We start from the raw sequence: 14,480 nt of genomic DNA, 5'->3' as shown, positions 1-14,480 counted from the left end.
TCATAGCGCCCGATTGAGATGTCCAAAATCATTAGGCCAGTTCAAGCCCGCTCCCACATTGGTCGGTGTTTATTCTGAAGGTTTTGCGCGACGGGCCTTGAAGAACTCACTCAAAACCGCCCCGCACTCTTCCGCCAACACCCCACCTTCATACAACACCCGGTGATTCAAAAAGCCCTGGGTAAAAAACTGCCCCTGACTCTGCACAATCCCCGCTTTCGGCTCCAAAGCGCCATACACCACCCGCGCAATCCGCGAGTGCACGATCAACCCGGCGCACATGCTGCACGGCTCGAGCGTCACGTACAGCGTGCTGCCCGGCAGGCGGTAGTTGCTGGCCGCCAAAGCCGCGGCACGGATCGCGACCATCTCGGCATGCGCGCTCGGGTCGTTGCCGCTGATCGGGCAATTGAAACCACGACCGATGATTTCACCGTCCTGAACCAGCACCGCGCCCACCGGCACTTCGCCCAGCGCCGCACCTTGGGCGGCCAGGGCCAGGGCTTCGCGCATGAAATCACGATCACGGCTGCGGTCGATGATCGCGGCGGGACGAATCTGACGCATCACGCCACCTCGATGGCGGCCATCAGGCCGGTTTCCATGTGGTCGATCACATGGCAATGGAACATCCACACCCCAGGGTTATCGGCGACCAACGCGACTTGCGCACGTTCGTTCTTGCCCAACAGGTAGGTGTCGGTGAAGTACGGAATCACCTTGTGCCGATTCGACGCAATGACTTTGAAGCTCATGCCATGCAAGTGAATCGGGTGCTGATACTGAGTCATGTTCTTCAATTCGAAAATGTAGCTCTTGCCCTTCTCAAGCTTGGCAATCGGACGGTCGGCGCAGGTCTTGTCGGTGATGTCCCACGCCTTGCCGTTGATCTGCCACAGGCTCGGCGGCTTGCCGTTGTCGACGTTCACCGACACCGAGCCGACCCATTCGAAATTGAAGTTGAGTTTCTCGGCATTGGCCAGGTCGGGCTCGGCCACCGGGTTGGCGGGCAGCGCGGGCGGCCACTGGGTCGGTGCATCGGCGTTCGCCACGGAGCGGAACGTACCCAGGCGAACCGGGCCGTTGCGCAGGGATAGCTCTTCACCGGCCGGTGGCGCCTTGATCGCCAGGCAAATGCGCATGCCCGGGCCGAGCCAGTATTCCTTGCCGAGCGGGCGCGGTTCGATGGGGTTGCCGTCCAGCGCGTAGATCTGCGCTTCGACGCCCGGAATGTTGAGCCGGTAGGTCAGGGTGTTATCGAGGTTGAGCAGACGCACCCGGGTGATCTGCCCGGCGGGCAAGTCGATCACCGCTTGCGAGACACCATTGATGGTCGACAGACGCCCTGCGGTACCGCCACGGGCTGCTTCGCGAGGAATACTGAACGCAACGAACGCGCCTTCTTCATCGACGTGCCAGCTCTTGAGGCTCAAGGTCTTTTCGTATTTGAAACCGGTCGGTTCGCGCTCTTCGATGATCAACGGACCCACCAGGCCCCGGCCAAGTTCTTCGCTGCTGTTCACGTGCGGGTGATACCAGTAGCTGCCGGCGTCGGGCACGCGGAATTTGTAGTCGAAATATTCACCCGGCAAGACCGGAAGCTGCGAGACGTAGGGCACGCCGTCCATTTCCAGCGGCAGGCGGATGCCGTGCCAGTGAATGGTGGTCGCCACCGGCAGATGGTTGATGAACCGCACCCGCAGCCATTCGCCCTGACGCACGCGCAACTCGGTGCCCGGCGCCGACGGGCCGAACGCCCAGGCTTCGGTCTTGTGCCCCGCCACCAGCTCGACGTCCAGCGGCGCGGCGATCAGTTCATAGTCGTGACCGGTCTCCGCGTCGGCCATCTTGCCCAGCCAATACCGCGATGCGCCCCCCGCTCCGACACCAACGACAACAAGACCGGCCAGGCCACCGAGAATTTGGCGACGGGTAAAGGACATGAACTCAACTACCTCACGTATCAGCGACAGGCCCGAGGGCCTGTAAAAGGCGAATACGATACACCTGCAATTGAGAAATATTAAGTGAAGTATTGTCGCGCCACTCCCCCAACGACGACCGCGAGAAGTGACAAGGGGCGCCTTGATGACGCCCCTGCAGTTCGAACTACGTCGCAATGTCCTTCGAAACGCTGGTTGCCCACTGCATCACAAATACGGCCACTCTTTGTTCAATGCGGCTTTCGACGGTTCGCAAGCGTAGCAAGGGAATTTCACACTTGCGCAGGATGCTGTCTTTCAAGGCATCGCGTTCAGCCTGATCCGGCTTGTCATGGCTGCCACCATCGACCTCTATCACGCCCAGCGGTTTTTTCCCGACCTTGAAATAGAGCACGAAGTCGCAACTGGCGCCGTTTCTCATGAATGAGCGCTCCCGTGGTGTCAGGCTTTCGCTGGCTGGCGAGGCCAATTGGTTCAGCACGATCTGCGAGTGGAACGTGATCGCCTGGCACGCCTCCTGACTCAGCATCTCTCGCAGTATCTGCGCAACGATCCGCTCGGACTTGTACTCCGAATCATTGCGTCGCAATCGCGCATTGAGTCGTTCGAGCGATTGGTCGTATTCGTTGTAGAGCAGGTCAAAGGCCGATATTACCGGCGCGCGGTGCATCTGCCCTTCTTCGGCGTAGTATTCGATGTAGCGCACCAACGCCGCGACATGCCCGTTGTTCGCCGTGAAGACTTCGTCTCCGGTAACCAGCGTGAAGCGATTTTTGGCTCTGGATACCGCCACATTGACCATGCGCGGATCATCCACGAAAGCCAGTAATTTCGGAGTATTGCTCTTTTTATCCAGCACGGTTGAAAAGACGATCTCGTCGCACTCTCGTCCTTGGAATTTATGCACGGTGTCATTGACGAAATCAGCCGGCAACAGCGTGCCTGAAAGCGTCGCCTGTGCCCTGAAAGGTGCAATGAAGCCCCTTCCGTCCTCTCCCTCCCATGTACTTTCGCCTTCGCCTTCAAGCATCGCCAACAGCGAATCAAGCTCTCGCAGGTTAGTTGTCTTTCGCGTGTGGTTGCCCTTAGCGGTAACGAGCAGCGACAACGGCTTTTCCCCACAGTCTTGCGTCATCGCAACCAACTGGTTGTCGTAGAACTGCTGATTGCAGAACTGAATGATTCGCGGGTGACAACGATAGTGCTCTTTCAACAAAGTCATCGGGATCGAACCCTTGAACACACTAATGCACGAATCGAGCAGGCTGTATTTCTCGCAGTCGTAGTCGTCCTTGGGCGCCGTCATGCCCAGTTCTGCCGGAATGTGCGCCAACTGCTTTCTGTCGCCGACGATAATCAGGTTCTTCGCACAACCCAGCGCCAATATTCCCGGAACGATGTCCTGTTGGGAGGCCTCGTCAATAATGACGTAGTCGAGCATCGCCCCGCCTTGAAGCGAGTTGATGATCGAATGCGTACTGCTGGAGATGATTGGATAGCGCCTCACGAATTCATCGAATTTGCGCTTGTAAGTCTTGGCGTCAAAGGGCTCGTCCGGCACATGCTGATGCAGGTGCTGCTTGAGATACTTCATCGAAGCGCCCGTCAGCTCATCCAGCAGCGCCTGGTAATTGCCGAGTCGCAACGTCTCCTGATGAGTGGCCAATGCGGCTTTTCGTTCCTGCAGTGCCTTGTCGTAGTAATGAAGCTGCAGGCCATAGAAGGTCGATTTGCGCTTTTCCCAGTTATCAAATGGCCTGATGCGCAAAATCCTGAAATTGAACAGCAGTTCGATTCTGTCCTTGACCCTGACACGGTCGCCTCCAAGATGCGTCAGGTAAGCCATCAGGTCGGCGGCCTTCTGCGGGGTAAGCTTGTACTTATCCAGGGCGACGGGAGCCTGCACGCCGTTATCCTGCTGCCATTGCCGGAGATAGCCCTGTTCCACCTCAAGCTCATGGATTTCAGTCTGCAGCTGCGCCACCACGTTCCGAACCTGCAGAAATTGCTTCAACTGCTGCAAGACGACCTGGATACGCTCCATCGAAGGCGAGGTTTGAGGAATAGCCGAAGGTCGAGGACGAGGGTTGGCGAAGAATGCTTCGCGGTTCTCTTTGCTGCCCAACTCGGCGACAAGATAATCCAGCCCGGACTTGCCCAGTTTTTCACAGACATTCGCGACGGCTGAATTGTTGTTGGACACCACCGCCACGTTTTTCCCACGCAACAGGATATTGGCGACGATGTTCAGAATGGTTTGGGTCTTGCCAGTGCCAGGAGGCCCTTCGATCAGACTGATCTGTGAGGTGAAGGCACGCTCGACGGCTTGAAGTTGGCTTTCATTGATACCGAAAGGAAAGATGAAGTCTCCCGTTTGTGTATGCCGTCCGTTCTGCCCGGAGCAGTAGGCGTGCAATGCCGTATCAGCGCATGCAGTTATTGCATCCAGCTGTCGCAACACATTTTCGGCGATTGGCTTGTCCTTCAGGTCGGCTCGATCAACTCGGGCAGTAGCCACAGAACGGAAATAGTGGAATGCCGGCTCGTCCTTCATCGCCGTCGGTGGAACCAGTTCGATCGCGTCCATCTTGAACACGTAACTCGTCGTGTTCCCCGGATACTGAATGACGGCGTACTTCTCACCGTAGATCACAGCCTTCGCAATTGCGCTTGTTACTGAGCTGCCCTTTTTCCGTAGTAGCTGGTCTTTCACCTCTCGGGTAGGAACGACCTCGCAGTCATCCAACGGGTTAGGAAAGCTCTTGCCCGATGGATAGTGGCAAGTCAGCAAAAATCCACCGCGCCTGTCACTTTTTATTGTCCAGTCACTGATCTGCCGGGTCTTGTCTACACCGCACACGTTGATGGAAACCATATTTTCCTTAAACAGGCTCGATTAACGCCTGTACACATCCATGTTGTCGGAATCCAAATCTAGCGACTTGGCGAAATTGATACTATTTTGACATCACTCTTTATCCGGGCACCAGCATCAGTGGGTACATCGAATAGACCGATATAAAAGGATTACTCCAGATGCAACAAGGGCGCCTCCCGGCGCCCTTGCTGTTTAACTTATTCCCACTCAATCGTCGCTGGCGGCTTGCTCGACACGTCGTAAGTGACGCGGGAGATGCCTTCGATTTCATTGATGATCCGGCCGCTGACGGTTTCCAGCAGTTCGTAAGGCAGGTGAGCCCAACGCGCGGTCATGAAGTCGATGGTTTCCACGGCACGCAGGGCCACGACCCAGGCGTAACGACGGCCATCGCCGACCACGCCAACCGATTTCACCGGTTGGAACACAACGAATGCCTGGCTGACCTTGTGGTACCAGTCGGCCTTGCGCAGTTCTTCGATGAAGATGTGGTCGGCGCGACGCAGCAGGTCGGCGTATTCCTTCTTCACTTCACCGAGGATCCGCACGCCCAGGCCCGGGCCCGGGAACGGGTGACGGTAGACCATGTCGTACGGCAGGCCGAGTTCCAGGCCCAGACGACGGACTTCGTCTTTGAACAGCTCGCGCAGGGGTTCAACCAGCTTGAGGTTCATTTCTTCCGGCAGGCCGCCCACGTTGTGGTGCGACTTGATCACGTGAGCCTTGCCGCTTTTCGCGCCAGCCGACTCGATCACGTCCGGGTAGATGGTGCCCTGGGCGAGGTACTTGATGTTGTCCAGTTTGTTGGACTGGGCATCGAAGACGTCGATGAAGGTGCGGCCGATGATCTTGCGCTTTTTCTCTGGGTCGCTTTCGCCTGCCAGATTGTCGAGGAACTGGTCTTCGGCGTTGGCGCGGATCACCTTGACGCCCATGTTCTCGGCGAACATGGCCATCACTTGCTCGCCTTCGTGCAGACGCAGCAGGCCGTTGTCGACGAAGACGCAGGTCAGCTGGTCGCCGATGGCTTTGTGCAGCAGCGCGGCAACCACCGAGGAGTCAACGCCGCCGGACAGGCCGAGCAAGACGTTGTCGGTGCCGACCTGGGCGCGAACCTGAGCGATGGCGTCTTCAGCAATCTTCGACGGCGTCCACAGGGCTTCGCAGCCGCAGATGTCGAGGATGAAGCGCGACAGGATGCGACCGCCCTGCTTGGTGTGGGTCACTTCCGGGTGGAACTGCACGCCGTAGTAGCCGCGAGCGTCGTCGAACATGCCGGCAATCGGGCAGCTCGGGGTGCTGGCGAGAATGTGGAATTCCTGCGGCATTTTGGTGACTTTGTCACCGTGGCTCATCCACACGTCGAGGCCGAACAGGCCGTCGGCGTCGATATGGTCTTCGATGCCGTCCAGCAGACGGCTTTTGCCGACCACGTCGACACGGGCGTAACCGAACTCACGCAGCTCGGAACCTTCGACCTTGCCACCCAGCTGTTCAGCCATGGTTTGCATGCCGTAGCAGATACCGAAGACCGGAACGCCCAGGTCAAACACCGCTTGCGGGCAGCGCGGGCTGTCGGCTACGTGCACGGACTCGGGGCCGCCGGCGAGAATGACGCCTTTTGGAGCGAATTCGCGAATCGCTTCGTCATCCATGTCGAACGGATGCAGTTCGCAGTACACGCCGATTTCACGCACGCGGCGGGCAATCAGCTGGGTGTACTGGGAACCGAAATCGAGGATCAGGATGCGGTGAGCGTGGATGTCGAGGGCCATGATTCAGTCTCGTCTAAGTCATTCAGAAACAGTCGTGATTCAGAAACAACTCGGGGCTGAATCGAACAGCCCCGGGTTACTTAACGTTTTGCTTGAAGCCTCAACCTACGCGGTAGTTTGGCGCTTCTTTGGTGATCTGTACGTCGTGGACGTGGGACTCGGCCATGCCAGCGCCGGTGATCCGCACGAACTCAGGCTTGGTGCGCATTTCTTCGATGTCGGCGCTGCCGGTGTAGCCCATCGAGGAACGCAGGCCGCCCATCAGTTGATGGATGATGGCGCTCAGGCTGCCTTTGTACGGGACACGCCCTTCGATGCCTTCCGGAACCAGCTTCTCGGCACCCGCGGAGGAGTCCTGGAAGTAACGGTCGGAGGAACCTTGAGCCTGGGACATGGCGCCCAGCGAACCCATGCCGCGGTAAGCCTTGTACGAACGACCCTGGAACAGTTCGATCTCGCCCGGCGCTTCTTCAGTACCGGCGAACATCGAGCCCATCATCACGCAGGAAGCACCGGCCACGATGGCCTTGGACAGGTCACCGGAGAAACGGATGCCGCCGTCGGCGATCAACGGAACGCCGGTGCCTTCGAGGGCAGCGGCGACGTTGGCGATGGCACTGATTTGCGGGACGCCGACACCGGCGACGATACGGGTGGTGCAGATCGAGCCTGGGCCGATACCGACCTTGACCGCGTCAGCGCCAGCTTCGGCCAGGGCCTTGGCGGCAGCGCCGGTGGCGATGTTGCCGCCGATGACCTGCACTTCAGGGAAATTCTGTTTGACCCAGCGAACGCGGTCGATCACACCTTTGGAGTGACCGTGCGCGGTGTCGACCACCACCACGTCAACGCCGGCATTGACCAGGGCCGCGACGCGGTCACCGGTGTCTTTACCGGTACCGACTGCAGCGCCAACGCGCAGACGACCTTGATCGTCCTTGCTGGCCAGCGGGTAAGCCTTGGCTTTTTCGATGTCTTTGACGGTCATCATGCCTTTGAGGGCAAACTTGTCGTCGACGATCAGGACTTTTTCCAGGCGGTGCTTGTGCAGCAGCTCGCGGACTTCGTTCTTGTTGGCGCCTTCGCGTACGGTGACCAGACGCTCTTTAGGCGTCATCACTTCACGTACGGTGGCTTCCAGACGGGTTTCGAAGCGTACGTCACGGGAAGTGACGATGCCGACCAGGTCGCCATCGTGCAGTACCGGAACGCCGGAGATATTGTGCATGCGGGTCAGTTCGAACAGATCACGAACCGTGGCGTCAGCCTCGATGGTGATCGGATCCTTGACCACGCCGGCTTCGAACTTCTTGACCTTGCGCACTTCGGCAGCTTGCTGCTCGATGGTCATGTTCTTGTGGATAATGCCGATGCCACCTTCCTGAGCCATGGCAATTGCCAGACGGGCTTCAGTAACGGTGTCCATGGCGGCAGAAACCAGGGGAATATTCAGCTCGATGCCACGGGTTAGGCGGGTCTTGAGACTGACTTCGTTAGGAAGCACCTCGGAATAACCGGGCACTAGGAGAATGTCGTCGAATGTCAGAGCTTCTTGGCTGATACGCAGCATCGCGGGGGCTCCCGAGCGGGAAAATGGAAGCGCGCCATTATAGTCAGACACCCCCTCGGGTTCAATGTAAAACTCTGTCTATTATCGATACGGTGATCGGCGGGGGTTTTGCGGCATAAATCCCGTAGGAGCGAGGCTTGCCCGCGAAGGCGTCCTCAAGTGCGCCTTCGCGGGCAAGCCTCGCTCCTACAATTCGACTTTCACCCAACTGACGGGCTGATCCAGCCAATCGGCAAATTCGTCGATAAAGCTCTGCTTGAACCCGGCCTCGGCCCAGTTGTTGAAGATAAACCCCAGGTTGGAAAAGCCGCATTCCTGCAGGAAAAGAAACCCGTTGATGTCATCTTCATGCCCGCATTCCGGGCAGGTGAAGTTATCGGTGCGCCCCGGCATCCAGTCTTCCAGGCTCTCGAACAGCGCTTCGCCGACTTCCTTGCGGCACTCGGCGCAGCCCGCCTCCTCCAGGAAGCCCTTGGCCGGCGTATAGATGCAGCGTTTGGTGATGATCTCCAGGCCATTGACCGGCTCGCCGAACGGCAGTGCTTCCGGATGCAACACCACGGCGCGGGCACCGTCGGCGATGGCATGCCCCATGCGGCTACCGGTGCGGCCACAGGTGGTCAGTTCTTCCTTGACGATGTTCTTGCGCACCAGCCAACGCACGACCGCCCGGGCCCGGGGTTCGTGCACCGGCAGCGTGGAGATTTTCGGGACAATGATGCTTTGAGAATTCATGGGTGCAAGCCTGCTGCGTCAAAATGCAAAGTTCTGCGGTGTACCGTTTGACGCCTTCGCGGGCAAGCCTTGCTCCTACAGGATTCGTGTGATTTCACGATCACCGATAATCCTGTAGGAGCGAGGCTTGCCCGCGAAGGCTTCAGGGCGGCCGGCAGCTTAATCCCTGACAAAATCCGGTCAAGTACTCAAATAACGCCCGATCAAGGCAATCCCGCTGGCCAGCACCAGCCAGGTCACCAACCGCACGAACGCCTCGCGGGACAATCTCATGGTCAACCGGCGGCCGATCCACAACCCCAATGCCATGGCCGGCAACAAACACAAAGCCAATACCAATAAGGGTAGCTCGGCATACACACCCGCGACAGCGAACAGGCTCAGGCGCACAACCGTGCTGCAACTGATCAGCGCACTCTGGGTGGCTCGGGCGGAATCCTTGGGCAGGCGGCTGTTCAGATAGATCGCATATAAAAAGCCGCCACTGCCAAACAGCGCCCCGAACATCCCGCCCACCGTGCCCATCGGCACCGCCCACGCAGCAGACAACTGCGTCGGGCGGGCTTTGACCCACAGGCTGTAAATCGCATAGGCGCTGATAAACAGCCCCATCAACAGCAATAGCAGGTCGGACTTCAGGTTCAGCAGAAAGATCACCCCCAACGTGCAGCCCACCGCCATGCACGGTAGCAATCGCAGCAATTCGGGTTTCGCCACGTCCCGGCGCGAGGGCAGCAGATTGCCGAACGCCGCGACGAAATCCAGCAGCACCAGCAACGGCACGATCTTCGACAGCGGCATGAACAGGATCAATATCGGCCCCGCCACCAACGCAGTACCGAACCCGGCGATACCGAACACGATGTAGGCCAAGGCAATACCCAGCCCGATGACCAGCCAATCCGTCGCACCGAAGGGCCATTGGCTTAACAACTCAAGCACATTCATTCCGTGTCTTCCTTGAATACCGGAGCTGACTTTAACCCTTGTGGGAGCGGGCTTGCTCGCGAATGCGGTCTGTCATTCAGCATTGATATCGATTGATACCCCGCCTTCGCGAGCAAGCCCGCTCCCACAGGGGATTTTCGTTGATTCATGGAGATTGACCGACGAATGCATTTAAACTGCGCCCCATGATTAAAGATCCCTTTGCAAGACTCGGCCTGGACCGTGAAGTCCTGACTGTCAGCCAGCTCAACGGCCGCGCGCGGGTGTTGCTCGAAGACGTGTTCAGCAACATCTGGGTGGAAGGCGAAATCTCCAACCTCGCCCGCCCGGCGTCTGGCCATGTGTATTTCACATTGAAAGACAGCGGCGCCCAAGTGCGTTGCGCACTGTTCCGGCAGAACGCGGCACGGGTTCGTCAGGCCCTGAAAGACGGCCTGGCGGTCAAGGTTCGCGGCAAGGTTTCATTGTTCGAAGGACGTGGCGACTATCAACTGATTCTCGACACCGTCGAACCGGCCGGTGACGGCGCCCTCCGTCTGGCCTTCGATGCGTTGAAGGAAAAACTCAGCGCCGAAGGCCTGTTCAGCGCCGAGCGCAAAGTGCCGCTGCCGGCGCATCCGCAACGCATCGGCATCATCAGTTCGCCCACCGGCGCGGTGATTCGCGACATCATCAGCGTGTTCCGCCGCCGTGCGCCGCAGGTGCAACTGACGCTGATCCCCACGGCCGTGCAGGGTCGCGAGGCCACGGCGCAGATTGTCCGTGCGCTGAAACTGGCGGACGCCCGCGGTTTCGATGCCTTGATCCTGGCCCGTGGCGGCGGCTCGCTGGAAGACCTGTGGTGTTTCAACGAAGAAGCCGTGGCCCGCGCCGTGGATGCCTGCGTGACGCCGATTGTCAGCGCCGTCGGCCATGAAACCGATGTGTCGATCAGCGACTTCGTGGCCGACGTTCGCGCCCCGACCCCTTCCGCCGCCGCCGAACTGCTGGCGCCGGACTCCAGCGACCTGGTGCGTCGGGTCGAAAGCCTGCATCGACGGCTGGTGATGCGCATGCGTGACCGCTTGATGCGTGATCGACTGCGCCTTGAAGGCATCTCTCGCCGCTTGCGCCATCCCGGCGAACGGCTGCGCCAGCAGGCGCAACGTCTGGATGATCTGGACATGCGCATGCGCCGCGCGTTCGAGCGCAGCCTCAATACCCGTCGCGAACGCTTGATCCGCCTGGAAACCCGCCTCGCCGGGCAACATCCGGGCCGGCAACTGGCGATGCTGCGTCAGCGTCTCGACAGCCTCGCCGAACGTCTGCCACGAGCCATCCGCGAAGGCCTCAAGTCCCGTCGACTGCAACTGCAAAGTCAGGTGCAGACGCTGCACGTGGTCAGTCCGTTGGCGACCCTGGGCCGTGGCTACAGCATTTTGCTGGACGAGCGCGGCAACGCGATCCGCAACGCCGCGCAAACCCACAACGGCCAGCGCCTGAAAGCCAAACTGGGTGAAGGCGAACTGCACGTGCGCGTCGAAGACAATCACCTGACGCCTGTCACCCTTTCTTTACTGGATTGATCCATGCCGCGTTTTCTAGCTCCACTGTTGTTGCTGTGCCTGACCTTCAACGCCCACGCTGACAGCTACATCACCCGCTTGCTGAACAAACCGGTACCAGGCGGCGTGGCGGTGGTGGACCTGGGCGTCTCCGCCCAGTCGCCGAAAGCCAGTTACCAGGGCAAACCGGTGTTGGTGGTCAAGGAACAGAATAATTGGCTGGCGATTGTCGGTGTGCCGTTGACGGTCAAACCGGGGGCGCAATCCATCAGCAGCGGCGGTCGCAACCTGAGTTTCACCGTCGGCAGCAAAAAATACCCGGAACAGCGCATCACCTTGAAAAACACCCAACAGGTCAATCCAGACCCGGACAATCTCAAGCGCATCGAGCGCGAACTGGCCGAGCAGATCGCCGCCTACCGCACGTTCAGCCCGAATACTCCGAGCAACCTGCTGCTGGACAAACCGGTCAACGGCCCGCTGTCGAGCAAGTTCGGTGTACGCCGCTTCTTCAATGGCGAAGAGCGCAATCCCCACTCAGGCCTGGATTTCGCCGTCGGGGCCGGCACGCCGATCAAAACCCCGGCGGCGGGCAAGGTGATCCTGATCGGTAACTACTTCTTTAATGGCAACACGGTGTTTGTCGACCATGGACAGGGCTTTATCAGCATGTTCTGCCACATGTCGAAGATTGATGTGAAGGTCGGGCAGCAGATGGCCCGTGGTGGTGTGGTCGGCAAAGTCGGCGCCACCGGGCGGGCGACCGGGCCGCATATGCACTGGAATGTCAGCCTGAATGATGCGCGGGTGGATCCGGCGATTTTTATCGGGGCGTTTCAGCCTTGAATTATTTGTGAGGCTACTGGCCTCTTCGCGGGCAAGCCCGCTCCCACAGGTTCCGGGGTGGAATACAAATCTGTAATCCACTGACGCCCACTGTGGGAATGGGCTTGCCCGCGAAGACGGCCTCATAATCGCCGAATCGTCCCCGGACAAATCGCGCAATTGGAATCGACACCGGCCAACTTACTCAATTGCGCATCCCTCAAACCCCGCGCAAACATCCAAACGATCACCTTGTTTCACCGCAATAAAATCTCGATAAATCCCCCCATTCGAGTATTCCTCTCAATTTTTTTCGACTGCTTGCCATCCTTTCTCCTCGCGGTTAGGGTTGAAGGCATGAAAACCTCTCACACCCTCATTCAGCTTCGCCAGCACCGCAGCCTGTGCCTTGTCAGTGCCCGACTGCCGGGCTGAATCGCGGTGCCTCGCCCCACGCCTTTCCCCAAGAACATTTGATCCACCGGCAGGCCGCCTTTTTTCGGCCCACACAATAAGGATTTCCCGATGAGCATGCTCAAAGACCCGTCTTCGAAATACCGCGCGTTCCCGACCATCGATATCCCGGACCGCACCTGGCCGTCGAAGACCATCACCGCCGCGCCGATCTGGTGCAGCTCCGACCTGCGCGATGGCAACCAGTCGCTGATCGAGCCGATGGACGCGGTCAAGAAGCTCCGTTTCTGGAAAACCCTGGTGCAGGTCGGCGTGAAAGAAATCGAAGCCTCGTTCCCGGCCGCTTCGCAAACCGACTTCGACTTCGTGCGCACGCTGATCGAAGGCAACCACATCCCGGACGACACCACCATTCAGGTGCTGACCCAGGGCCGTGAAGACCTGATCGAGCGCACCTTCGAATCCCTGCGCGGGGCGAAGAAAGCCATCGTTCACCTGTACAACGCGACCTCCCCTTCCTTCCGCCGCATTGTCTTCAACCAGGACAAGGACGGGATCAAGGCCATCGCCGTGAACGCGGCCAAGCTGTTCGTCAAATACGCCGCCCAGCAGCCGGACACTCAGTGGACGTTCGAATACTCGCCGGAAACCTTCAGCGCTACCGAACTGGAGTTCGCCAAGGAAGTCTGCGACGCCGTCATCGAAGTCTGGAACCCGACGCCTGAGCACAAGGTGATTCTCAACCTGCCGGCCACCGTCGAATGCGCGACCCCGAACATCTACGCCGACCAGATCGAATGGTTCGGCCGTCACATCAATCGTCGTGACAGCGTGATCATCAGCCTGCACACCCACAACGACCGTGGCACTGGCGTGGCCGCCACCGAGCTGGGCCTGATGGCCGGCGCGGACCGTGTCGAAGGCTGCCTGTTCGGCAACGGCGAGCGTACCGGCAACGTCGATCTCGTGACCGTGGCGCTGAACCTGTACACCCAGGGCATTCACCCTGAGCTGGACTTCTCCGACATCGACGGCGTGCGCAAAGTCGTCGAAGAGTGCAACCAGATCCAGGTGCACCCGCGTCACCCGTACGTCGGCGACCTGGTTCACACCGCGTTCTCCGGCTCGCACCAGGATGCCATCCGCAAGGGCTTCGCCCAGCAGAAACCGGACGCCCTGTGGGAAGTGCCGTACTTGCCGATCGACCCGGCCGACATTGGCCGCAGCTACGAGGCGGTGATCCGCGTCAACAGCCAGTCGGGCAAGGGCGGTATCGCTTACCTGCTGGAACAGGAATACGGCATCAGCTTGCCGCGTCGCATGCAGATCGAGTTCAGCCAGGTCGTGCAGCGTGAAACCGATCGCCTGGGCCTCGAAATGACCGCCCAGCAAATCCACGCGCTGCTGCACAGCGAGTACTTGCAGGCCAACACCCCGTACGCGCTGGTCAGTCATCGCCTGCAGGAAGAAAACGGTCACAGCGCCGTGGAAGTGGAAGTCTCCGGCAAAGGCCAGGGCGAAACCAACCTGCACTGGCGTGGCAAGGGCAACGGCGCGCTGGAAGCGTTGGTCGCCGGTCTGCCGATTCCGGTGGAGATCATGGACTACAACGAACACGCGATCGGCGCGGGCACCAATGCCAAGGCAGCGGCCTACATTGAACTGCGCGTGAATGGTGAGCGTGCGGTACACGGCGTGGGTATCGATGAGAACATCACCACCGCCAGCTTCAAGGCCCTGTTCAGCGCGCTGAACCGCTCGTTGAGCCAGCCGGAAGCGAAAGCGGCGTAAGCGTTCGCTGAAATGCAAAAGGCCCCAAGGTGCGAACCTTGGGGCCTTTTTGTTTGC

10 protein-coding genes are annotated in these 14,480 nt (G+C 59.3%); 3 read left to right on the top strand and 7 right to left on the bottom strand.

What is annotated here, in order from left to right:
• Window positions 1-69: 69 nt before the first annotated feature.
• The 7 genes from tadA to J2Y86_RS23270 form a co-directional block, all read right to left on the bottom strand.
• Complete coding sequence (gene tadA / locus J2Y86_RS23300; protein ID WP_109634571.1) at window positions 70-567, bottom strand: tRNA adenosine(34) deaminase TadA; 498 nt, start codon at window positions 565-567, stop codon at window positions 70-72.
• Complete coding sequence (locus J2Y86_RS23295; protein ID WP_253436955.1) at window positions 567-1,943, bottom strand: multicopper oxidase family protein; 1,377 nt, start codon at window positions 1,941-1,943, stop codon at window positions 567-569. The genes tadA and J2Y86_RS23295 overlap by 1 nt, the downstream gene beginning before the upstream one ends.
• A gap of 166 nt (window positions 1,944-2,109) precedes the next feature.
• Window positions 2,110-4,818, bottom strand: a complete 2,709-nt coding sequence (locus tag J2Y86_RS23290; protein WP_253436951.1) for an AAA domain-containing protein — start codon at window positions 4,816-4,818, stop codon at window positions 2,110-2,112.
• A gap of 200 nt (window positions 4,819-5,018) precedes the next feature.
• Window positions 5,019-6,596: a glutamine-hydrolyzing GMP synthase gene (gene guaA / locus J2Y86_RS23285; RefSeq protein WP_253436948.1), complete on the bottom strand. Its 1,578-nt coding sequence runs from the start codon at window positions 6,594-6,596 to the stop codon at window positions 5,019-5,021.
• Between the two features lie 100 nt (window positions 6,597-6,696).
• Window positions 6,697-8,166, bottom strand: a complete 1,470-nt coding sequence (guaB, locus tag J2Y86_RS23280; RefSeq protein ID WP_017340298.1) for an IMP dehydrogenase — start codon at window positions 8,164-8,166, stop codon at window positions 6,697-6,699.
• Window positions 8,167-8,352: 186 nt separating this feature from the next.
• Window positions 8,353-8,901, bottom strand: a complete 549-nt coding sequence (locus J2Y86_RS23275; RefSeq protein ID WP_253436945.1) for a sugar ABC transporter ATPase — start codon at window positions 8,899-8,901, stop codon at window positions 8,353-8,355.
• Between the two features lie 180 nt (window positions 8,902-9,081).
• Complete coding sequence (locus J2Y86_RS23270; protein WP_253436942.1) at window positions 9,082-9,849, bottom strand: sulfite exporter TauE/SafE family protein; 768 nt, start codon at window positions 9,847-9,849, stop codon at window positions 9,082-9,084.
• A 185-nt stretch (window positions 9,850-10,034) separates the two neighbouring features.
• On the opposite strand from J2Y86_RS23270, the gene xseA reads away from it, so the two are divergent.
• From xseA to leuA, 3 genes are all read left to right on the top strand, one after another.
• On the top strand, window positions 10,035-11,414 hold the full coding sequence (gene xseA / locus J2Y86_RS23260) for an exodeoxyribonuclease VII large subunit (RefSeq protein ID WP_084320789.1): 1,380 nt from the start codon (window positions 10,035-10,037) through the stop codon (window positions 11,412-11,414).
• A 3-nt stretch (window positions 11,415-11,417) separates the two neighbouring features.
• The gene (locus tag J2Y86_RS23255; RefSeq protein WP_253436939.1) at window positions 11,418-12,239 is read left to right on the top strand and encodes a peptidoglycan DD-metalloendopeptidase family protein; all 822 of its coding nucleotides are present in this window, start codon (window positions 11,418-11,420) and stop codon (window positions 12,237-12,239) included.
• 504 nt (window positions 12,240-12,743) lie between these two features.
• Window positions 12,744-14,423: a 2-isopropylmalate synthase gene (gene leuA / locus J2Y86_RS23250; RefSeq protein WP_090180500.1), complete on the top strand. Its 1,680-nt coding sequence runs from the start codon at window positions 12,744-12,746 to the stop codon at window positions 14,421-14,423.
• Window positions 14,424-14,480: the final 57 nt, after the last annotated feature.

Source organism: Pseudomonas migulae (assembly GCF_024169315.1).
GTDB classification, from domain to species: Bacteria; Pseudomonadota; Gammaproteobacteria; order Pseudomonadales; family Pseudomonadaceae; genus Aquipseudomonas; species Aquipseudomonas migulae_B.
The sequence above is the reverse complement of the archived record's forward strand: the minus strand, read 5'-3'. Positions and strand labels throughout refer to the sequence as shown.

Excerpts from the sequence above, each read along its gene's own strand:
- leuA (WP_090180500.1), top strand. The coding sequence starts at position 12,744 with ATGAGCATGCTCAAAGACCCGTCTTCGAAATACCGCGCGTTCCCGACC.
- xseA (WP_084320789.1), top strand. The coding sequence starts at position 10,035 with ATGATTAAAGATCCCTTTGCAAGACTCGGCCTGGACCGTGAAGTCCTG.
- tadA (WP_109634571.1), bottom strand. The coding sequence starts at position 567 with ATGCGTCAGATTCGTCCCGCCGCGATCATCGACCGCAGCCGTGATCGT.
- J2Y86_RS23255 (WP_253436939.1), top strand. The coding sequence starts at position 11,418 with ATGCCGCGTTTTCTAGCTCCACTGTTGTTGCTGTGCCTGACCTTCAAC.
- J2Y86_RS23270 (WP_253436942.1), bottom strand. The coding sequence starts at position 9,849 with ATGAATGTGCTTGAGTTGTTAAGCCAATGGCCCTTCGGTGCGACGGAT.
- J2Y86_RS23290 (WP_253436951.1), bottom strand. The coding sequence starts at position 4,818 with ATGGTTTCCATCAACGTGTGCGGTGTAGACAAGACCCGGCAGATCAGT.
- guaA (WP_253436948.1), bottom strand. The coding sequence starts at position 6,596 with ATGGCCCTCGACATCCACGCTCACCGCATCCTGATCCTCGATTTCGGT.
- guaB (WP_017340298.1), bottom strand. The coding sequence starts at position 8,166 with ATGCTGCGTATCAGCCAAGAAGCTCTGACATTCGACGACATTCTCCTA.
- J2Y86_RS23295 (WP_253436955.1), bottom strand. The coding sequence starts at position 1,943 with ATGTCCTTTACCCGTCGCCAAATTCTCGGTGGCCTGGCCGGTCTTGTT.
- J2Y86_RS23275 (WP_253436945.1), bottom strand. The coding sequence starts at position 8,901 with ATGAATTCTCAAAGCATCATTGTCCCGAAAATCTCCACGCTGCCGGTG.